23 protein-coding genes are annotated in these 21,043 nt (G+C 41.8%); 18 read left to right on the top strand and 5 right to left on the bottom strand.

Translation table 11 applies throughout. The annotated features are described in order from the left end of the window. Positions 1 to 142: 142 nt before the first annotated feature. The 5 genes from gatC (at position 143) to NSQ49_RS10755 (ending at position 5,158) form a co-directional block, all read left to right on the top strand. Entirely contained in the window at positions 143 to 433 is a 291-nt protein-coding gene (gene gatC, locus NSQ49_RS10775; protein WP_159870710.1) for an Asp-tRNA(Asn)/Glu-tRNA(Gln) amidotransferase subunit GatC, read from the top strand. 12 nt (positions 434 to 445) lie between these two features. Continuing rightward, on the top strand, positions 446 to 1,903 hold the full coding sequence (gene gatA / locus NSQ49_RS10770) for an Asp-tRNA(Asn)/Glu-tRNA(Gln) amidotransferase subunit GatA (protein WP_251284346.1): 1,458 nt from the start codon (positions 446 to 448) through the stop codon (positions 1,901 to 1,903). 12 nt (positions 1,904 to 1,915) lie between these two features. Then, positions 1,916 to 3,343: an Asp-tRNA(Asn)/Glu-tRNA(Gln) amidotransferase subunit GatB gene (gene gatB, locus NSQ49_RS10765; RefSeq protein ID WP_159870707.1), complete on the top strand. Its 1,428-nt coding sequence runs from the start codon at positions 1,916 to 1,918 to the stop codon at positions 3,341 to 3,343. 167 nt (positions 3,344 to 3,510) lie between these two features. Beyond that, positions 3,511 to 4,071 carry a thioredoxin family protein gene (locus NSQ49_RS10760; protein WP_159870704.1) on the top strand — a complete coding sequence of 187 codons (561 nt, stop codon included), beginning with the start codon at positions 3,511 to 3,513 and terminating at the stop codon, positions 4,069 to 4,071. Between the two features lie 19 nt (positions 4,072 to 4,090). Then, entirely contained in the window at positions 4,091 to 5,158 is a 1,068-nt protein-coding gene (locus NSQ49_RS10755; RefSeq protein ID WP_251284331.1) for an NAD(P)H-dependent flavin oxidoreductase, read from the top strand. A 32-nt stretch (positions 5,159 to 5,190) separates the two neighbouring features. On the opposite strand, the gene NSQ49_RS10750 is transcribed toward NSQ49_RS10755, so the two are convergent. Continuing rightward, positions 5,191 to 6,123 (bottom strand): manganese-dependent inorganic pyrophosphatase, encoded by a 933-nt coding sequence (locus tag NSQ49_RS10750; protein WP_159870698.1) that lies wholly within the window; start codon positions 6,121 to 6,123, stop codon positions 5,191 to 5,193. A gap of 165 nt (positions 6,124 to 6,288) precedes the next feature. Between NSQ49_RS10750 and NSQ49_RS10745 the strand changes: the two genes are divergently transcribed. Next, positions 6,289 to 7,053 carry a metallophosphoesterase family protein gene (locus NSQ49_RS10745; RefSeq protein WP_159870695.1) on the top strand — a complete coding sequence of 255 codons (765 nt, stop codon included), beginning with the start codon at positions 6,289 to 6,291 and terminating at the stop codon, positions 7,051 to 7,053. Between the two features lie 339 nt (positions 7,054 to 7,392). Here the strand turns inward: NSQ49_RS10745 and NSQ49_RS10740 are convergent, their stop codons facing one another. The 3 genes from NSQ49_RS10740 to plsY all read right to left on the bottom strand — a co-directional run bounded on the left by NSQ49_RS10740 (position 7,393) and on the right by plsY (position 9,901). Beyond that, the gene (locus NSQ49_RS10740) at positions 7,393 to 8,418 is read right to left on the bottom strand and encodes an STAS domain-containing protein (RefSeq protein WP_159870692.1); all 1,026 of its coding nucleotides are present in this window, start codon (positions 8,416 to 8,418) and stop codon (positions 7,393 to 7,395) included. Positions 8,419 to 8,512: 94 nt separating this feature from the next. Beyond that, positions 8,513 to 9,172 (bottom strand): DUF421 domain-containing protein, encoded by a 660-nt coding sequence (locus NSQ49_RS10735; RefSeq protein WP_251284330.1) that lies wholly within the window; start codon positions 9,170 to 9,172, stop codon positions 8,513 to 8,515. A 102-nt stretch (positions 9,173 to 9,274) separates the two neighbouring features. Then, a complete protein-coding gene (gene plsY, locus NSQ49_RS10730; protein WP_159870686.1) occupies positions 9,275 to 9,901 on the bottom strand; it encodes a glycerol-3-phosphate 1-O-acyltransferase PlsY in 627 nt (208 codons plus the stop codon). Between the two features lie 371 nt (positions 9,902 to 10,272). Here plsY and NSQ49_RS10725 point away from each other — a divergent pair, with 371 nt between their 5' ends. From NSQ49_RS10725 to NSQ49_RS10670, 12 genes are all read left to right on the top strand, one after another. Then, positions 10,273 to 10,629: a hypothetical protein gene (locus NSQ49_RS10725; protein WP_159870683.1), complete on the top strand. Its 357-nt coding sequence runs from the start codon at positions 10,273 to 10,275 to the stop codon at positions 10,627 to 10,629. Positions 10,630 to 10,799: 170 nt separating this feature from the next. Then, positions 10,800 to 11,057, top strand: a complete 258-nt coding sequence (locus tag NSQ49_RS10720; protein ID WP_159870680.1) for a hypothetical protein — start codon at positions 10,800 to 10,802, stop codon at positions 11,055 to 11,057. A 32-nt stretch (positions 11,058 to 11,089) separates the two neighbouring features. Next, positions 11,090 to 11,707 carry a TetR/AcrR family transcriptional regulator gene (locus NSQ49_RS10715; RefSeq protein ID WP_159870677.1) on the top strand — a complete coding sequence of 206 codons (618 nt, stop codon included), beginning with the start codon at positions 11,090 to 11,092 and terminating at the stop codon, positions 11,705 to 11,707. A gap of 231 nt (positions 11,708 to 11,938) precedes the next feature. After that, on the top strand, positions 11,939 to 12,874 hold the full coding sequence (locus NSQ49_RS10710) for a diacylglycerol kinase (protein WP_159870674.1): 936 nt from the start codon (positions 11,939 to 11,941) through the stop codon (positions 12,872 to 12,874). Positions 12,875 to 13,096: 222 nt separating this feature from the next. Next, positions 13,097 to 14,470, top strand: coding sequence for a 23S rRNA (uracil(1939)-C(5))-methyltransferase RlmD (gene rlmD, locus NSQ49_RS10705; protein ID WP_159870671.1), 1,374 nt, complete (start codon positions 13,097 to 13,099; stop codon positions 14,468 to 14,470). A 504-nt stretch (positions 14,471 to 14,974) separates the two neighbouring features. Continuing rightward, positions 14,975 to 15,295, top strand: a complete 321-nt coding sequence (locus NSQ49_RS10700; protein WP_159870668.1) for an ArsR/SmtB family transcription factor — start codon at positions 14,975 to 14,977, stop codon at positions 15,293 to 15,295. 3 nt (positions 15,296 to 15,298) lie between these two features. Continuing rightward, positions 15,299 to 15,691: an SRPBCC family protein gene (locus tag NSQ49_RS10695; protein ID WP_159870665.1), complete on the top strand. Its 393-nt coding sequence runs from the start codon at positions 15,299 to 15,301 to the stop codon at positions 15,689 to 15,691. Between the two features lie 31 nt (positions 15,692 to 15,722). After that, positions 15,723 to 16,094 carry an iron chaperone gene (locus NSQ49_RS10690; RefSeq protein ID WP_159870662.1) on the top strand — a complete coding sequence of 124 codons (372 nt, stop codon included), beginning with the start codon at positions 15,723 to 15,725 and terminating at the stop codon, positions 16,092 to 16,094. Between the two features lie 53 nt (positions 16,095 to 16,147). Next, a complete protein-coding gene (locus tag NSQ49_RS10685; RefSeq protein WP_159870659.1) occupies positions 16,148 to 16,849 on the top strand; it encodes an FAD-dependent oxidoreductase in 702 nt (233 codons plus the stop codon). Between the two features lie 29 nt (positions 16,850 to 16,878). Continuing rightward, the gene (locus tag NSQ49_RS10680; RefSeq protein WP_159870656.1) at positions 16,879 to 17,301 is read left to right on the top strand and encodes a VOC family protein; all 423 of its coding nucleotides are present in this window, start codon (positions 16,879 to 16,881) and stop codon (positions 17,299 to 17,301) included. A 49-nt stretch (positions 17,302 to 17,350) separates the two neighbouring features. Then, entirely contained in the window at positions 17,351 to 17,761 is a 411-nt protein-coding gene (locus NSQ49_RS10675; RefSeq protein ID WP_159870653.1) for a transcriptional regulator, read from the top strand. A gap of 192 nt (positions 17,762 to 17,953) precedes the next feature. After that, the gene (locus tag NSQ49_RS10670) at positions 17,954 to 18,892 is read left to right on the top strand and encodes a bifunctional helix-turn-helix transcriptional regulator/GNAT family N-acetyltransferase (RefSeq protein WP_159870650.1); all 939 of its coding nucleotides are present in this window, start codon (positions 17,954 to 17,956) and stop codon (positions 18,890 to 18,892) included. Positions 18,893 to 18,982: 90 nt separating this feature from the next. On the opposite strand, the gene NSQ49_RS10665 is transcribed toward NSQ49_RS10670, so the two are convergent. Then, entirely contained in the window at positions 18,983 to 20,899 is a 1,917-nt protein-coding gene (locus NSQ49_RS10665) for an alkaline phosphatase family protein (RefSeq protein ID WP_159870647.1), read from the bottom strand. Between the last annotated feature and the right edge of the window lie 144 nt (positions 20,900 to 21,043).

Raw genomic sequence — 21,043 nt, 5'->3', positions numbered from 1 at the left:
ACACAAAACTCATTTAACTCATGGTAAAATAGCAGAAGATTGCTGAAACAGCCCGTTCTCACGTGTTGCTTTAACGCACGAAAGTTTGGTATGATCATTATAATTGTGCATTGACAGTATTCAATTTTTGGAGGTGGCAGTAATGTCGAGAATTTCAACCGATCAGGTTAAGCATGTTGCACACTTGGCGCGACTTGCGATGACTGAAGAGGAAGCTAAAGCTTATACTGAACAGCTGGACAAGATGATTTCATTTGCGGAGCTTTTGAATGAGCTTGACACAGAGGATGTTGAACCAACATCCCATGTTCTTGATATGAAAAATGTACTAAGAGAAGATAAGGCGAAAAAAGGACTTCCACAGGAAGAAGTTTTGAAAAATGCGCCGGACCATCAGGATGGCTATATAAAAGTGCCGTCTATCATTGAGTAGGGAGGGAAAATGGTGAGTTTATTCGATCATAAGGTAGCTGAACTTCATCAGCTTTTACATAAAAAAGAAATTACAGTTACCGATCTTGTCAGTGAATCGTACAAGCGAATCAGTGAGGTTGAAGATCAGGTAAAAGCGTTCTTGACACTGAACGAAGAGAGAGCCCGCGAAGCAGCAAAGAAAATGGATGAAAAAATTGGAACGGACGAGGCGAAAGGCCTGTTGTTCGGTATGCCAATCGGCGTGAAAGATAACATTGTAACGAAAGGGCTGCGCACTACCAGTGCGAGTAAAATCCTTGAAAACTTTGACCCGATTTATGATGCAACGGTTGCTTCCAAATTACATAATGCTGAAACCATAACAATCGGTAAACTGAATATGGATGAATTTGCAATGGGATCATCCAATGAAAACTCTGGCTTTCAGGTAACTCGAAATCCATGGAATCTTGAAAGAGTGCCGGGCGGGTCTTCCGGCGGCTCTGCTGCTTCTGTTGCAGCAGGAGAGGTTTTATTTTCTCTTGGCTCAGATACAGGCGGCTCAATCAGACAGCCTGCTTCGTATTGCGGAGTTGTCGGGTTAAAACCTACATATGGCAGAGTATCCCGTTTTGGACTGATTGCATTTGCTTCATCTTTAGACCAGATTGGACCGATTACCCGCACAGTTGAAGACAACGCTTATCTGCTTCAGGCTATTTCAGGTCTGGACCCAATGGATTCTACTTCGGCAAATGTAGATGTTCCAAGCTATGCTGAAAGTTTAACTGGCGATGTTAAGGGCTTGAGAATCGCCGTACCAAAAGAATATCTGGCCGAAGGTGTAGATGAAGATGTGCGCCAGTCCGTGCTGGATGCCCTAAAGGTATTAGAAAAACTAGGGGCAACATGGGAGGAAGTTTCCCTGCCGCACTCCAAATATGCCCTTGCAACGTATTATCTGCTGTCCTCCTCCGAGGCATCTGCCAACCTGGCGCGCTTTGATGGTGTTCGCTATGGCTATAGAACTGCAGATCCTGAGAGTTTAATCGATTTATACAAAAAAACCCGTGCAGAAGGCTTCGGGGATGAAGTAAAACGCCGTATTATGCTTGGAACGTTTGCCTTAAGTTCTGGCTATTATGATGCTTACTATAAAAAGGCTCAAAAGGTGCGTACACTGATTAAACAAGACTTTGAAAAGGTCTTTGAAAAGTATGATGTCATTATTGGGCCGACAGCGCCAACTCCTGCCTTTAAGATTGGTGAAAATACGTCTGACCCGCTGACTATGTACGCGAATGATATCCTGACGATTCCAGTAAATCTTGCAGGCGTGCCTGGAATCAGCGTACCTTGCGGATTCATGGATGGATTGCCGCTTGGCCTTCAAATTATCGGAAAGCATTTTGATGAAAGCACTGTTTACCGTGTAGCGCATGCTTTTGAGCAGGCTACAGAATACCATAAGCAAAAACCGGGACTGTAAGGGGGGAAATAAATGAAATACGAAACGGTTATAGGACTTGAAGTACACGTTGAACTAAAAACGGATTCAAAAATATTCTCGGCAAGCCCAAACCACTTTGGGGCAGAGCCTAACTCCAACACGACGGTCGTCGATCTTGGCTACCCTGGAGTGCTTCCTGTCATTAATAAAAAGGCTGTTGAATTCGGAATGAAAGCTGCGATGGCACTGAATTGTGAAATTGCACCTGTTACAAAATTTGACCGGAAAAACTACTTTTACCCGGATAACCCAAAAGCCTACCAGATTTCTCAATTTGATAAGCCTATTGGAGAGCATGGCTGGATTGAGATTGAAGTTGATGGCTATAAGAAAAAAATTGGCATTACGCGGATTCATCTTGAAGAAGATGCAGGCAAGCTGTCACATGCTAAAGGATATTCCCTTGTAGACTATAACCGCCAGGGTACTCCGCTGATTGAGATCGTTTCTGAGCCGGATATCCGTACGCCAAATGAAGCTTATGCCTATTTGGAGAAGCTAAAATCCATCATTCAGTATACTGGCGTTTCTGACTGTAAAATGGAGGAAGGTTCACTTCGCTGTGATGCGAATATTTCCCTTCGTCCTGTCGGCCAGGAGGAATTTGGCACTAAGACAGAGCTTAAGAACCTGAACTCGTTTAACTTTGTCCGCAAAGGGCTGGAATACGAGGAGAAGAGACAGGAAGAGATTCTTAGTTCTGGCGGAACAATACAGCAGGAAACATTGCGCTATGATGAAGCGACCAATAAAACGATTCTAATGAGGGTAAAAGAAGGTTCGGATGATTATCGTTATTTCCCTGAACCTGACTTACTTGATATCCACATTGATGAAGAGTGGAAAGAGCGCATTCGTGCAGAGATTCCTGAGCTTCCGGACCAGAGAAAGAACCGCTATATTGAAGAACTTGGGCTGCCGGCCTATGATGCAGCTGTCCTGACAGTGACAAAAGAAACTTCTGATTTCTTTGAGGCAGCTGTCAATAAAGGAGCAGACGCCAAGCAGGCTTCCAACTGGGTAATGGGTGAATTGTCAGCTTATTTAAATGCTGAACAAAAAGAGCTAACTGATATTGCTTTGACACCTGAGGGACTTGCCGGAATGATTAAGCTGATCGAAAATGGAACTATCTCTTCCAAAATTGCTAAAACAGTCTTCAAAGAACTGGTTGAAAATGGCGGAGATCCGGAAACAATCGTAAAAGAAAAAGGCTTGGTCCAAATTTCGGACGAAGGCGCACTTCTTAAAATTATCGGTGAAACACTTGATGCGAATCCGCAATCCATCGAGGATTTCAAGAATGGAAAGCAAAAAGCAATCGGCTTCCTTGTCGGCCAGATTATGAAAGCCACAAAAGGACAGGCCAACCCGCCGCTTGTTAACAAATTATTGCAGCAGGAAATACAAAAAAGATAAAAGGTGAGCTGATGGGAATCCATCAGCTTTTCCTATATTCCGACAAAAAAGTGAAGGCTATTTCCCAGGAAAAGATAGAGTTTTACAAAGTGCTACAGCAAATGCAGGAATGAAAGCGGATGGAAAAGAATATACACTAAAGAAATCGAAATAAGGGAGTGGGTTTTATGAACTTAATGGAATGGTTTGAGAAGGGTCTAAGTCCGCAGAATTATATAGATGCGATGCAAGTTAACAAAGAAGAGATGAATAAAATATATAATCGTTTTTCTTTATCTGATGAGGAAAAAATAAGATTGGCAGATCTTAATGATGCTGGCTTGAAAGTAGTTGCCCTGACTGAGGATTGGTGCGGTGACGCCATGCTTAATAATCCGATCCTCTTAAAAATCGCAGAGGAAGCCGGTATGGAAGTCCGTTTTGTTTTAAGGGATCAGAACCTTGAGCTGATGGACCAGTATTTGACTAATGGAACATCCAGAGCGATACCGATTTATATCTTTATAGATAAAGAAGGGGATGAAAAAGCTGTTTGGGGACCGCGGGCCAAACAGATTCAGGAATTGGTGGCTAGTGAAAGAAGCAAGCTTCCGGCACAGGATGCTGATGACTTTAAGGACAAGCAGATGAACATGTATAGAAGATTAACTGCTTCTTATCAGGAGGACTCTAAGATTTGGCATACGGTGGCCGATAGTATAATAGATGCTCTAGTTTCTGGAAAATAAGGTCGGAAGGATGTTTTAAATGGGCTGGAAACAAAATTCCTTAACTGCGATGCTGGGAATCCAATATCCTATCTTCCAGGCTCCAATGGCTGGCGGGCTGACAACTCCGCAATTAATAAGCGGGGTATCTAATTGCGGCGGACTTGGGAATATGGGTGCGGGCTATATGATGCCAGATGATATAAGAGAGGATATAAAACAGGTTCGGGAATTGACTGATCGGCCCTTTGGCATCAATCTCTTTGTTCCGGATCACGATGTATCAGCTAAAGCAGAAGACATTAGCGCCATGGGGACTGTTCTTGAACGATACAGCAGTGAGCTTGGTATGGTGGAAAAACCAGCTCTACCTGAAAAGGATTATGCAGCATTATACAAAAAACAGCTTGCTGTTTTAATCGAAGAACGAGTGCCTGTATGCAGCTTTACGTTTGGCATACCTGATACCGCGGATATTTCTGAATTAAAGAAACAGGGTACGATTATTATTGGAACTGCAACCAATGTTAATGAAGCTGTGGAATGGGAAGAAGCTGGAGCAGATGTGATTGTTGTTCAGGGGATTGAAGCCGGGGGGCACCGGGGGACTTTTCACAGGGAGGAAAGCGGTCAGATCGGTTCCATGGCTCTTATACCGCAGGCTGCAGATGCAGTAAGCTGTCCTGTGGCTGCTGCAGGGGGAATCATGGATGCCAGGGGCATTGCTGCTGCTATAATTCTAGGGGCAGAAGGAGTACAGCTTGGAACGGCCTTTCTTACATGCAGGGAAAGCGGGACTCACCCGTTGTATAAGCAGGCATTGCTAAATGCGAGGGAAGATAGGACAGCTGTTACGAAAGCATTCTCAGGAAAATCTGCAAGAGGGATCCGCAATCGGTTCATGGAAGAAATGCAAGAAGTGCCGCTGTTGCCTTATCCCTTACAGAATGACATGACAGCTCCTATCCGGAAGCAGGCAGCGAAGCTAAAGCGGCCGGATTTTATGTCTTTATGGGCCGGACAGGGAGTGGGACTGTCTGAAGAGGTGACAGTGAAGGCACTGATGAGTAAGCTTGTTAAGGGGACAGAAGCATTATTGGATAAGTAAAAAGCAGTGCCAAGTGTGGCACTGCTTTTGTTTTATTTGCCTGCCAATACGTTTGTAAGAGGCGGGACAATTTGCTTTTTGCGTGAAACAACGCCCTTTAATACGGCACTGTTGTTTTTTAGTGTTACATCATAAGCCTTTTCAACAGCTGCTGCTTCTTTTCCAAGAGAGATGGCGACTGAGTCGTTGTTAAGGATGTCAGTTAAAACAAAAACAAAAAGGTCAAGCTCTTTGTTATTGATGTTTTCAGTAATGACAGCTTCTAATTCTTCCTGGCGGCTTAAAACGTCATTCAGATCAACTGCATTTACCTGAGCGATTTCTGTTTTATAGCTTCCCATTTGGAATTCTTTTGCATCAAGGGAGATTAGCTCTTTCACGCTCTTCTTGCTTAAGTCTGCTCCTGCTTTTAGCATTTCCAGACCATATTCTTCTGCGTTTACTCCTGCAATTTCAGCAAGTTCACGTGCTGCTGCAACGTCCTGATCTGTACATGTTGGAGATTTGAACAGAAGGGAATCAGAGATAATGGCAGAAAGCATCAGGCCAGCAGTTTCCTTGCTGATTTCCACTCCGTTTTCCTTGTACATTTTGTTTAGAATGGTTGCTGTACAGCCAACAGGCTCTGCGCGGTAGTAAAGCGGATCGCTTGTTTCAAAGTTAGCAATGCGGTGATGGTCTATAACCTCAAGGATTTTCACATCTCTGATGTCATCAGCGCTTTGCTGGAACTCATTGTGGTCTACAAGAATGACTTCGCCTGCTTCTTTGGATACTGCCTCAACAAGCCGGGGAGCTTCAGTCTTAAAATAATCTAAAGCATATTGTGTTTCCTCATTTACCTGGCCGAGGCGGATTGGCTCTGCATCAACGCCTAATTTGTTTTTTAATTCAGCATAAGCAAGTGCTGAACAGATTGAGTCAGTGTCAGGGTTTTTGTGTCCGAATACAAATACTTTTGACATAATTCCTACTCCTTCTATATGTAATGTTGGTTTTTGGCATGCTGTTATTTTACCATATTTCTAATGTAATGGCGGCAAAGTGAAAAATCAAATATTGTTTTTTTCAATTGATAGAGGAAGCTTGGGTGTTTTGGAGAAGTATAAAAAAGTAAGGAGGAGACAAACATGGGAAAAGTAGCTGTAATATCTGATATACATGGAAATATAACAGCACTGGAGGCTGTGCTGGACAATATCCGTGAACGCGGAATAGAGAACATCTTTTGCCTGGGTGATCTGATAGGAAAAGGTCCCAATTCTCTTAAAGCTGTTGAACGGATAAAAGAAACCTGTGAGGTGGTCCTCCTTGGAAATTGGGATGACTTTATGCAGAAGCCGCTGGATTTTGAAGAGGGACGGTGGCATCAAAGACAGCTGGGGGAAGATGCCTTATCCTATTTAGGAACACTGCCGTTCCATCACGATTTTTATATGAGCGGAAAATACATCAGACTCTACCATGCTTCAGCCAAAAGCATTTATCACCGGGTTGTGCCGATGAGGGATTCATATGAAGAAAAGCTGGCTATGTTCGACAATACAGATCATATCATTGCCGGAGAGGAGGGCAGGATCCCAGATGTTGTCGGGTACGGGGATATTCACGCTGCCCTGGTTGAACCGGTTCATCCCCAAAAAACACTATTCAATGCAGGAAGCGTCGGGAATTCCCTTGATATTCCCCAGGCCACCTATGCAATTTTGCATGGGGAATACTTATCAAAAGAGGCTGCGCCTTTTTCCATCGAAATAGTCCGGATTCCATATGATATTGAAAAGGAAATCAGCATTGCCAAAGAAATGGGCATGCCGAACCTTGAGGCCTACGCGCTGGAGCTGCGTGAAGCTAAATATAGGGGGGCTCCGAAGAAGGTGCAGTCAGAGAAATAAGAGCAACTGTGGCTGAGCGCACATAAAAAAGTTTATCCGCACACAAAAAACGGCGAGCGCACATAAAAAGGTTTATCCACACACAAAAAACGGTGAGCGCACATAAAAAAGTTTATCCTCACAAAAAAATGGTGAGCGCACATAAAAAGGTTTATCCGCACACAAAAAGCGGTGAGCGCACATAAAAAAATCTATCCGCACACAAAAGGCGGCGAACGCACATAAAAAAATCTATCCGCACACAAATTCCGGCTATCCGCACATAATTCTGCGGCTACAGCCATTTATAACTCCAAAAAAGCTGACTTCCCGTCCTATGGTAGTCAGCTTTTTAGATTATTAAAAGATTTTCCTGCCTTTTTTGGAAAGAGCGTAATAAATGCCGTGCTGCAGGTTTGTAAAGCAGTTAAATTTGGAAAGATTAAAATTGGTTTCCGTAATTTTAGTGCCAAGTTCCGGAGAAATGCCAACCAGAATCGTTTCAGTGCCGATCAGGTTAGCTGCAGCAGCTAGTTTACTTAAAAATTCTACCGTGTAGGAACTGATAGACTGATTTAATCCGGTCAAGTCCAGGATTAGGCAATCGGCCTGGTGCTTTGGAAGGCTATGAAGAGTTTTATCGACGAGTTCTTCAGAACGGAATTCGTCATACCTTCCCAGTAGAGGGACAACAACAATTCCATCCAGGACAGGAATAACCGGTGATGAGATTTCTTTAACCAGCTGCTTAAGTTCTAACGTGCGCACTTCCACTAGTTTCTCAAGCTCTCTGATTTTTTTGGATTCTTCGCGTCTCGCTAAAGCGTGGATATTTTCCTCAACTGTAACACTTGAAGGGAAAAAATCCAGCTCAGAATACTCCGCGCCTGCTAACTGATCAGATTCTTTTTTATACCATATGCTTGTATCGAACACAGCCGAAAAAATCCCTGCAAAATGTCCTGGCAGAAAGGTTCCGGATTCGGTTTTTCCTTGTTTTCTGTTAATCTTATATTCCCAGCTGTCAACCGTTTTGACCCTGGCAGTGTTGGCAGCGGGATCAACCTCAGAGATGATAAAATTCCCCCAGCCTGCCGACGCATATATTCTGGGGATGATATTAGCTACTTCTGCAATAGGCAGGTTCATGTCTTTAAAAAACTTGCCTACCACTAATCCCTGCCTGAAGCCGGCGGTCTCAAGTACAAGACTGGAAGTTTCTTTTCCTGAAATCTCTTCAATTGTATCGAAAAAGCTTTTCATGGCAGAACTTATCCAAAAGAGGACCGAGTCTTCCCCTTCAAAATTAAACTGACCTTTTTCCAGGTCCCAATTAAAATGAAAACCATCAATTTTTGTTTCAAGCACTAGACCTTCTTCTTTCATACCATTACCCCCTGATATTGATATGTATAGTTAAGCATTTTTATTTTTCTGGTATACAACTCATATTTAATACCCTGAATTTTAATTAATAAACCTATTTGCGCCTATTGATATTCAATTTCTTAGACTTTTCATTTACATATGCATACATAATCTCTTTTTCATTCAAATCGTTTTGCCGCAGCTGCTCTAAAAGCCAATCTTTAGTCTGTCCCAGCAGCTGGAGATTGCGCACCTGGATTCTGCCATCAACAATCACCGCAATGGGGAGGCCTTCATCCTGGATGGGAATCTTTAAATGTTCGACGGTCACAGGCGTATTGGCCACTTTCGGTATGATGCTCACTTCACCAATTGGCTCGAGAATAGCGTAATCTACGTCAGCGATTTTTGGATATCCTTTGCTTCTTAAGATGGACAGCAGCTGAGACATGGATAAATGGGATTTTTCCAGATTGTCTTCAAGGATTTCTCCGTTTTTAATCAGCATCGTCGGCTCACCAAGAAAAAACCGGTTGCCAATTTGGTTTAAAGTTAAATAGGAGAAGAGGATGTGGAGGCCCACAAGTATTGCTAATGCTGCTAATGTCGGCCAGTATTTTGTGCTGATGAGAGGCTCAGAAGCAACTGTGCCAACGATAATGATGGCGACAAGGTCATAAGGAGTCATCTGGATAATCGTTGACTTCCCCATCAGTCTCATAATCATAATAGTGAGTAAGTAAAGACTCGCTATTTTTATAATCAAGAACATAATGCAAGCTCCTTTAAACGCAATTTATTCAAAGGTTTTGCTTAAAGAGCTGCTTTCATGTGAAAAATAATAAAAAACCCGAATCCAGGATCCGGGTTTTGATCATGCCCGCTTTTTATCATCTCTTGGAGGGATGCGGTCATCTTTTAAGCGCTTATCATTGATTTTAGGCTCATTATGATCAAAAAAGTTATTAATGTTCGAACGATGCAGAAAAATCAGGAATAATAGAAAAATAGAAAAGATAAGTTCATGTTCAGTGCCTTCAGTAAATAAGGAATAGATAAGCAAGGATGCACCCACAGATAAAGAGCCGAAAAATACATATTTCGTTAGGAAAATGATAGCGATAAAAGAAATATAGGCGATTAAAAACATCCAAATATTTGCTGTAAGCAATACTCCAGCTGTAGTGGCGATGGCTTTTCCTCCGCGGAATCCTGCAAAGACCGGAAAGCAGTGGCCGGCAACCGCGACCATCCCGACTATTAGCGGATCAGCCTCAGCGTTCAGAATGGCAGGCAATGCCGCAGCCGCAGCTCCCTTTCCCACATCCACCAGCAGCACCACGATAGCTGCGTTTTTGCCAAGTACCCTTAAGGTATTAGTTGCACCGGGATTATTGCTCCCATGATCACGTATGTCAATTCCAAAGGCATATTTGCCTACCAATAAGGCAGTTGGAATTGATCCTATCAAGTAAGCTGCCAGGTAAATAAGAAAAGTCATCGTTTTCATCCTTTTTCATCAATATATTCACTTGTTTTTTAGAGTTGTCCATTATTCGAAAATTTTTTTCTAGCCTCCTCAAAATGTAGTCATTGATTACAGTTTACCATATAATGGTTTGGTGAAAAGGGAGAATTAATCATTATCTATAATATCAAGATTGGGAAATCATGTATTTTATAAGTGGGAGATTATTAAAAAAGGTATTGAATTATTCCATGCGCTAAATTATGATTGTGTCGGCACTCAAAAAGGAAGCAGGTTATCCGAATAGTTATAAGGATATGTTTGCTAAGAATAATCCCAGCAGGATATTTTTTGGTGTTTTAGAGCAATCCCTGAGAGAAAAACATTGGAAGGAGATGATTTTCATGGAGCATTTCTCAATGGAGGATTGGCGGAAATATGTGAAAAATGAGCTTACCGAACCTGAGCGTGAACTCTATGAAGATCATCTATATATATGTGATGAATGTCTGGAAGTATACCTCGAAGCGATGGACGAGGAGGAGGACTCTCTGCCTGCAATGACGGGAGAAGAGGACTTTACCAATCTGGTTATGGCTCAAATATCAGGAGGAGCTCCTGAAGAAGCTAAGGAACAGGGCGGGCAGTCTCCTAAAGCCTCCTGGTTTGAGCGCTGGTTTCCGTTTTCCTTTGCCTGTTTTATGCTCATCGGGGGATTAGTAACCATGTATCGGGAGAAAAGCCAAATAGATCAGGAGTAACTCTTAACGAAAGTTAGGAGTTTTTTTATTTTATAGCTTTTAGCATTATATCGATTAGAGCGTAGCACATGGCAATTTAACATTAAAAATTTGAAAATTCTCATAAAAATACTTACAATTAAAAAGACTGATCAGTTTATTTTAAAGAAAATGCCTGGGGAGTGGGAGATATGGGAAGAAGGAAGGTTCCGCAGGAAATGCAAAAAAAGAGCAAGAGTGTCCATCTTGAGCAATGGATTTGGGATTTGGCAGAACAGATACAGCCGTGCCGTTCGGCAGCTATCAGAGATTTATTTCTCGCTAAAATAAAAGAGGATCTGAAAAAAGCGGGATTGGCGGAGGAAGGAGCGGAAATCACGAGTGAGCATGCAAGCCTGTATATAGAAGAAGTTCTGAAAAGAAGTGAAATCAGCCGGAAGTGCTGCTGATAGAATAAATCAAATGCCATGGAGGGACAGACTTGCCGCCTATTGTATCAGAAGAATATAAACGCAAAAAAAAGAAGGAGATCCTGTCTGGAGCCTTGGCCTGTTTTGCCAAAAAAGGTTTTCAGGCCGCGACTATAGATGATATTGTCGCATATTCAGGAATCAGCAAGGGAGCTATCTATAATTATTTTAAAAGCAAGGAAGAAATCTATCTGGAGCTGTTGAATGAGCAGACAGAATCAGCTAACGCAAGACTTACAGAGAATATATCCAAGCTTTACTCCGCGGAAGAGAAATTTGAATATCTGTTTGACTTGTATAGGGATATGAGCCCATTCAGCCAGGAGCGTAAGGATAGAATAACTGTGCAGCTGGAATTTACGCTGCATTCTTCAAGAGATGAGAACCTCAATCGTATCCTGAATGAGCGCGGAAAGAAGTTCTTTTTAAACCTTATAACAGATATTTTGGAGGAAGGACAGAACAACGGGGAATTCCGATCCAATGCAGATCCCAACCATATAGCAGGGTTGTTCTGGACTTTTATGGATGGGGCGATGCTTCATAGAGTAATCAATGAGGAATATCCATACAGGACGATTATTGACTATGTTAAAAGCCTGGTTCTGCAGGACCTGAAAAAGGAATAATGCTGATTTTAGACCACCTGGCCAAGAAATATAACTTAATTACGATACTTTTTTGTTTAATGAGGGTATAATTCATTTGTGCATCTGACTACTTGTGAAAACAGCGGGAAGTGAATAGAATAGATACGGATGGCAGTGAAAAATTGATATGCCTTTGACTATTAGATATGATGTAAAAAGATGGAACCAGAAGGATTAAGTTTAGATATTTCAATAATAGGATGATGGTCTATGAAAAGAGCAAGAATTATTTACAATCCGACTTCAGGCCGGGAAATTTTTAAAAGACATATAGCAGAGGTTTTGCAGAAACTGGAAAAGGCTGGCTATGAAGCCTCATGTCATGCCACAACAGGTGAAGGCGATGCAATTAAAGCTGCCCGGACGGCTGTTGAACGCCGATTTGACCTGGTTGTCGCAGCAGGCGGAGACGGAACGATTAACGAGGTTGTCAATGGACTTGCTGAACAGGATTACCGTCCGCGCCTAGGCATTATCCCAACGGGCACCACCAATGATTTTGCCCGCGCTCTCCATATTCCAAGAGATGTGGAAGCTGCAGCAGATATTATTGTAAAAGGGGATACCATTCCTGTTGATATTGGCCGGATAAATGATAAATATTTTATTAATATTGCTGGCGGAGGCAGGCTGACAGAGCTGACTTATGAGGTGCCAAGCAAGCTTAAAACCATGATTGGCCAGCTTGCTTATTACCTTAAGGGAATTGAAATGCTTCCTTCCTTCCGTTCAACCGAAGTCAGCATCGAGTTTGACGGGAAAATCTTTGAAGGTGAAGCCATGCTTTTCCTAGTCGGTCTGACAAATTCAGTTGGCGGGTTTGAAAAGCTTGCTCCGGATTCCTGTATTAATGACGGGCTATTTTCCCTGCTGATCTTAAAGAAAACCAATCTCGCTGATTTTATCCGGATCGCGACAATGGCAGTCCGGGGTGAGCATGTAAAGGATCCGAACGTCATCTACACGCAGGCAAACCGCATTAAAGTGCAATCCAAGGAGAAAGTACAGCTCAACCTTGATGGTGAATTTGGCGGGCTGCTTCCTGCCGAATTCGTAAACCTGTACAGACATTTGGAAGTATTTGTCCCAATTGATCAGATTCGTGAGGAAGACCGCCCGACAGATTGGGAAAGCTCTCATGAATAATCTAAGGTCCGCTCTATAACAGAGCGGGCTTTTATTTTCGAAATCAAATGTAATTGCGAACAGTGCTAATAGAATAGATAAGGTAAATCTGCAAATTTGGCATGCTGCAGGATATACAGGTCTTATGTCTAATAGATATCCATTTCGTATTTACCCCTGTTTTGTGATACAATCTGTCTAGTCAAAATAGGTCACGGAATTAAGCTGAAAAGGAAGAATATGATGAGCAGAACATTACCTGTGCAAAAAAATGATTATATAGATGTGACATTTGAGGATTTGACCCATGAAGGGGCAGGAGTGGCAAAGGTTGACGGCTACCCGCTATTCGTGCCGGATGCCCTTCCGGGTGAGAGAGCAAAAGTCAAAGTAATAAAGGTGAATAAGGGATATGGATTTGGGCGCTTGATTGAGACCTATGAAAGCAGCCCATACCGGGTAGAAGCGCCATGTCCGATTTATAAAGAGTGCGGCGGATGTCAGCTGCAGCACCTGAGCTATGAAGGCCAGCTTCTCGCTAAGGAAAAGCAGGTTAGAGATGTGCTGGAAAGAATCGGAAAGCTTGAAGGTGTCAAGGTACATCCGGTTCTCGGCATGAAAGATCCTTGGCGCTACAGAAATAAAGCGCAGGTGCCGATTGGTGAGCAGGAGGGCGGCCTGATCGGCGGATTTTACCAGCAGCGCTCCCACCAGATCATTGATATGAAGGAATGCCTTATCCAGCAGGAAAAAAATGATGAGGTTGTTCAGAAGGTAAAGGAAATATGCGGCCGCTATGGTGTCCGTGCTTATGATGAAGGCAGGCATAAAGGTGAGCTCCGCCACGTGATGGTGCGCTATGGGCTTGTGACAGGCGAAGTAATGATTGTTCTTGTTACAAGGACGAACGAGCTTCCGCATAAGCAAAAAATTGTGGACGAGATTGCATCAAGCATTGAAGGTGTTAAATCTATTGTCCATAACGTGAATTCACGGAAGACAAATGTGATCATGGGAGATGTCACACGAATCCTATGGGGCGATGAAGTAATCTATGACTTTATCGGGGATATTCAATTTGCAATTTCCGCCCGTTCCTTTTATCAGGTGAACCCGGAGCAAACGAAAGTATTGTATGAGAAAGCACTGGAATATGCGGATTTGAGCGGTGAAGAAAAGGTTATTGATGCGTACTGCGGAATCGGTACCATCTCTCTTTTCCTGGCACAGAAAGCAAAAGAGGTATTCGGTGTGGAAATCGTGCCGGAAGCCATTGAGGATGCAAAAAGGAATGCAAATCTGAACCGGATGACAAATGCTTCGTTTGCAGTCGGGAAAGCAGAGGAAGTAATTCCAGAATGGTATAAAAAGGGGAACACTGCAGATGTACTGGTCGTTGACCCGCCGCGAAAAGGCTGTGATGAAGCACTTTTACAAACCATTTTAAGCATGAAGCCAAAGAAAGTCGTCTATGTATCCTGCAATCCGGGAACATTGGCACGTGATCTGCGTATTTTGGAGGAAGGCGGATATAAAACCATCGAAGTGCAGCCTGTAGACATGTTCCCTCAGACAATGCATTGTGAAGCGGTCGCGGGATTGGAATGGAAAGGGTAAAACAAATATTTACTCCTTCCAGTTTTCGGGATGAGCAGCGGGATGTCATTTATGTATCAAATGAGTTTTATCAAATACTATTTCAGGCTGAATCCATACGGGTTCAGTCTTTTTTCGTTGGCTGTTTTGTCAAAGGTTGCTGCTATTTATATTAGATTTATTGAGTTGATTGCAGCGGAAGGTGCGAGATCCTCGAAAATGCATACGCATTTTCTTCGTGCGGTGTGTACTCAAGGAAACATTTACAATGTCCTGCGGGAGTAGCGGACAGGCGAGGCCCCGCAGAACACTAGAGCATCCCTTCGCTGCAATCAATGGACAGAATTCATAAACCAAAACAACAATCTTTTAGAAAAGAGCCTTTTATATTGAATAGATAAACAGGAAAAAGAGCTTGATAAGTGTAAGTTCAATCATACATTTAACTGTTGACTGGACATTATTTGGTGTCATATAATTTAGGACACCAAATAGTGTCATTTATATTTAAGAGGGGGGAGGATTTTGAACACTGCTTACCAAAAGCATGATGTTTTTGCGGCTATTGCAGATCCAACAAGACGTACATTAATACATTTGCTGGCTGGTGCTGAAGAACTGCCTCTTCACGAACTGACTGCTCATTTTCAAATGGGCCGGACTGCTGTATCTAAACATTTGGCTATCCTTAAAGAAGCAGATTTAGTTAGCAACCGTAAGATAGGCCGAGAAACAAAGTACCGGCTAAATCCAGCTCCCTTGCAGGAAGTGAAAGACTGGTTATCCTTTTATGAAAGTTTTTGGAATGAAAGAGCGATATTACTTAAGAATTTATTGGAGGATTAGAAAATGCCGGATATATCATTAGACTTTGAATTTAAGAGCCCCATCAATAAGGTTTGGGATGCTTTAACGCATTCGGATACCCTGGCGCAATGGGTAATGGAAAATAACTTCAGGCCAATTGTAGGATATAAATGCCAGTTTCGAAATAAGGATATAGATTTAATTGTTGATAGTGAAGTATTGGTAGTGGACAAGCCTAATAAGCTATCTTACACATGGGTAGGCGGGCCAGTGAACACGATAGTCACATGGACATTGAAAGAAGAGGATGGAACAACTTACGTACATCTTAAGCAGACTGGGTTTGAAAGTGAAGATGTTCAAGCGTTCAATGGTGCGAAGTATGGCTGGACATATAAGGTTGAAGTGCTTAAAAAAATGTTAGAGGAAATATAAGACGAAACTTTTCATTTTAGGAGGGAATAGCTTGGAGGTTTTTGCTGAATTTTTAGCTGGGATTGATGACCCTTTCCACAGAGAAAGAACGGAAGAAGTATTTACTTGGTTAACAGATAAATATCCAAAATTACATAAAGAAATTAAATGGAATCAGCCAATGTTTACAGATCATGGCACATATATTATTGGCTTTAGCCTATCTAAAAAGCATTTAGCTGTCGCTCCTGAAAGTGTAACGATTGCTCATGTAGAGGATGACATTGTAAATGCCGGCTATGGTTACACAAAGGAGATCATACGTATCCCTTGGAAAAGTCCGGTAGACTACACACTGCTTGAGAAAATGATTGATTTTAATATGAAAGACAAGGCAGACTGTACAACTTTCTGGAGGAAATAGAAAATATATTGCGGCTCTTAGAAAATATATGAGGGCTAAGAGGAGATATTGAGATGAGTTTTTTTCAAGATATGATTGCAGTATTTAAAAAAAGAAAATTAGTATTTATAGAAAGCTGTAAAGAATCTGAAGATGTATATACCTTTGTATTTGAAAAAGAAAAAGATTTAACATGGAAAGCAGGGCAGCATGGGTTGTTTAGTATTACTCATAAAAAAGTCAAAAATCCTACTAAACCATTTACAATATCAGCTGCTCCAAGTGAGAAGGCTGTAAAATTGACAATGAAAATAAAAGATAACCCAAGTGATTTTAAGAAGGCAATGTTAGAGCTAAAACAGGGAATGACGATTGGTATGTCTGGCCCCTTAGGGTCATTTAATGTAAACGATGATCGGCCTGCTGTCCTTATTGCTGGAGGAATCGGAATCACACCGTTTCGATCCATCATAAAACAAATTGAGGCAGAAGGTCATAGCAATAAGGAGCCAATGCACCTCCTCTATATGGATAGTGAAAAATCTTATATTTTTAAAGCTGAACTTGATGCTAACAAAGCCTCAATAAGTACCGCTTATCTTGACTCTAGGGATAACTTGCAGGAGGAGATAGATAAGCTGCTTAACCTTTATCAGAACAATGCTCAATATCTGATTGCAGGGCCAAAGTCAATGGCGGATACACTCTCTGGTTACTTACAAAATAATAGTATCTCAAAAAAAAATATTAAAAAAGATGCTTTTTATGGCTATTAAAGTGTGGATTGAGGAGGCTGATTTTAATTATGAAACCAAGAATATCAGTAATAACCCTCGGTGTAGATGACTTGGAGAGGTCCTTGAAATTTTACCAGGATGGACTTGGGCTTCCGACAGAAGGAATCATAGGACAAGAATTTGAGCATGGTGCTGTTGCATTCTTTGATTTGCAATCCGGGTTAAGACTTGCGATATGGAAACGGAAAGATATCGCACATGACACAAGCATAAAACAGACACCGAAAAGTCCAACTGAATTTACGATTGGCCACAATGTAGGGAGTAGGGAAGAGGTCGACAGTGTAATGGAACAAGCAAGGGGAGCTGGTGCGGTGATTACAGTTCCGCCACATGATACCTTTTGGGGAGGATATTCTGGATATTTCCAGGATCCTGATGGTCATTTGTGGGAAGTCGTCTGGAATCCAGCTTGGGAGATTGGGGACTAGGCTTGTGCTTTCCTAATACACTTATGTTAAAGGAGGTAGAATACACAGAATGGAAACACTTTATATTGAAAAAGACATTAACATATATTGTGTAACTGCTAAGTCATTTCCAAATGGAGTTTTGGAGGCTCACCAGGAACTTCATAAAATGATTCCTTTTTCAAAAGAAAGAAGGTACTTTGGTTTATCAAGGCCGGAAAAAGGTATGATTCTGTACAAAGCAGCTGCCGAAAAATTAGAAAAAGATGGTGAAGAAAATAAAGAATGTGAATCATTCATTATTAAAAGAGGCAACTACAGGACCATTACCATTTTGGATTTTAAAACGAATCCACATAGTATAGGAACAGCTTTTGAGACACTTATTTCATATTCTGACATTGATCCTAATGGCTATTGCGTCGAATGGTATTTTAATGATAAAGATGTGAAGTGTATGGTCAGGTTAAAAGATAATTAAACGGCTTAATATCAATTTGGCCGACAGTGCAAGCAGATCATCCTGAGGACAAATTATTAGCTAACCGTCTCTACTTAATAGTAGGGACGTTTTTGTTTAAAATCTCATCTATGATTTTGGGAATTTATTTGACTAAGTCAACTAATAAAAATATAATTTTTGATAAAAGCAAATAAATTCTCAGGGGTGACTATGTTGTCAAACTTTTCATTTGAAGAAGAAGTCAATATTGTTCGGCATTTTAATCGTTTTATTACAAGACAAATAGGAGCTTTACACGAGGGATTATTACATAGCCCTTTTACTCTGACTGAAGCAAGGATACTATTTGAGATTGCTAATAATGATAATCCTGCAGCTTCCAATTTAACTCGTGATCTTGGTTTGGATGCAGGGTATTTAAGCCGCATATTAGCCCGATTTGAAGAGAAAGGTTTTGTGCAAAAAGAGCGTTCTGCCGCAGATGCCAGACAGCGTATCCTGATACTTACTCCGGAAGGGGAAAAGGCGTTTTCTTTGATTAATGAGAGATCATACAAGGAAATAGCCGAACTTCTTCAAGAACTGTCAGAAAGTGAACGGCAGCAATTAGTGAACGCTATGAGAACAGTTGAAGGATTGCTCAGTAAAAATGGAAATCTTAAATTTTCCGGTCCCTATTTCCTTAGACAGCATGAACCTGGTGATATGGGTTGGATTGTTCATAAACATGGCATCCTGTATTCTCAGGAATATGGGTGGGATGAGAGTTTTGAGGCGCTGGTATCACAAATAGCAGCGGATTTTATCAATAACTTTAATCCTAAGCGGGAACGATGCTGGATAGCCGAAATGAATGGTGAAATTGTCGGCTCTGTCTTTGTTGTTGAAGGAAGTGAAGATACGGCTAAACTTCGCTTATTATTTGTAGATCCAAAGGCCAGAGGATTTGGTATAGGGTCGCAATTAGTAGAAGAATGTATTAAATTTTCCAGAAGGGTTGGCTATAAAAAACTTGTCTTATGGACAAATAGTGTTCTTAAAGAAGCCCGCCATATTTATCAGAAAAAGGGCTTTAAACTTGTCCATGAGGAAAAACATCATAGTTTCGGGAAAGATTTAGTCGGAGAGACTTGGGAACTGCCCCTTTGATTTAGGTTTAGATCGATTCTGAAATAAATGGTCAAACCCATAGATTCAAAAATGAAACAAGACCTTGCTGCACATAGCAAGGCCTTGTTTTTATTTCAAAGCATCCTTTAAAACTTTGCCCTCTAAAAAGTCAGGTGCCGGGATGTCCAGCAGTTTATAAACGGTCGGGGCAATATCCAGTGTGGTAATTGAGCCGATTGGGCTGCCCTTTTTAATAGAAGGACCTTGTGCAAAGAACACAGCCTTTAGTTCCTTCCGCTCAGGGTTGCCGCCATGGCTGCCGAGTTCGATTGTCGGCATATGGGGGCTTGTTAGGCTGCTGCCCATCATATAACCCCTCGATCCTAGCAGCAATATGTCTCCCTGATTAGGGTGCTTATTCTCAGCTTTATACCTATAGGCAATCAGATAAGGCTTTTCTTCTTTCCTAAAAAGGTAATTGGAAATTTTCTGTGCTGTTTGATTAAAAGTGCTGAAATTTCCCTCGGTGAGGTAATCACCGGCTTCACTTAAATAGCCCTTGAGGATTTTTGTCTTAAATTCGGGTTTGGTTTTATATTCGCTAAAGAGCTTCTCTATTTGGCCAGCAGCTTTTTTCTTCTCTTTTTTACTGAGTTTTTCATTCAGATAAATTTGGGCAGCAGATCCGCTGGCTACAGCCATTGCCTTGGAGTTCTCCTCATCGACTCTGCCTTTTTTATCAATCTTTAATAGACCTGCTTCTTTCAAAAGAGTGTTTGGAGCCAGAATGGTGTGGACGGGCTCCATGCCGTGGTCGGATACCACAAAAAGATGGTCTTCCTCGCCAAGGCTTTCCATCGTTTGCCCCACAACCTTATCTGCAAGCTTATAGGCCCATTCAATGTATTTTGAATGTATTTGTGAATTTTCCTCTGAATACCCGGGCTGCCGCGGATCTGTCAGCAGAAAATGATGTGATTCATGATCAATCTGAGGTGTGTAAAACATCAGCAGATCTGGCTGGTATTTTTCTTTAATATAAAGTGACACGTCCGTTGCCCAGCGGACAAAACGCGAACTGATTTCTTCGTACTCTTCACGTGTAATCCACTCTTTTTCAAAAGCCTTTGTATCATCCTGGACGGGAAAGAAGCCGAATTCCGATATCAGGTCCTTTTCAAATCCTTCTGGACCTTTAATGAGGGCTGACGTAACTGCAGTCCTGTAAATACTTGCGTTCTCAAGACTGGCATCAGTCTTCAGCTTGAACCAGAATCCTGCAGACTCACCATCAGCTTCAACAGGAATTGACCCCCATTCATTGGCATTGACAATGATATCATCGGAGTCTCCCGAACGGTTTTCTGAAAAAATAAAGCGGTTATAGTTGGTTTTTCCATCATCCGAAGTGTCTAAAGCTAATATATAAATCACTTTATTTTTTGTTTCTTTCAATGGCAGCTTCACTATAGCTTCCTTCATAGGACTAAAACTGTCCTCAGTGTGCTTCCAGCTTTCTGTTTTTTTGAACTGAAGCTTGTCCTGAGAGCTGTCTGCCCAGGTTTCGCCATAGTAAACTGCATAATCCGCCTGTCCGCCTGCATCAGGATTTGACCCGGGAAACAGCACAGTGGCTGTTGTTTTCCCATTTTTTTTGGCTTCAGCCCAAAGAGGGCTTTTATCTAGCGGCTGATGAAATGCGCTTTCTCCATTGGCCAATTCCTTGTTGGGATCCTGCCATTTATTGCTCACCATGCCGGTTTCTGAAGGAGCAGCACCTGAAGCAATTGCCGCATGAGAGGGTGCTGTCAGCGAGGGGGTTACAGTTTTTGAGCCCTTGGCTGCCACTCCGTTCTCCATAAGAGACCTAATATGAGGAAGTTTGCCGTCCTTTACATACTCTTTTGTCAGATCATTTCTCATTCCATCAAAAGAAATCATCACAACCTTGTTTTCCTTCCCAATCGGATTCTCTGCATATCCTGACGAAGGAAATGCAATCGATCCTATTAATAAAATAACTATATAAAAATAGTGCTTATTCATTATGCTTCCTCCAAGGTGTCAATTGGTACAAGAGATTATTCCCTTTGCTTTTTATAGTTAAACATTTTCATAGGGGAAGATTTACAGATGCCAAATATACTGACTTCGGTAAATAAGCAGATTCAAACTGATTCAATAGATTCA

Source organism: Cytobacillus sp. FSL R5-0377 (assembly GCF_038004385.1).
GTDB lineage: Bacteria > Bacillota > Bacilli > Bacillales > Cytobacillaceae > Cytobacillus.
This window is presented reverse-complemented; position numbering and strand designations above follow the sequence as displayed.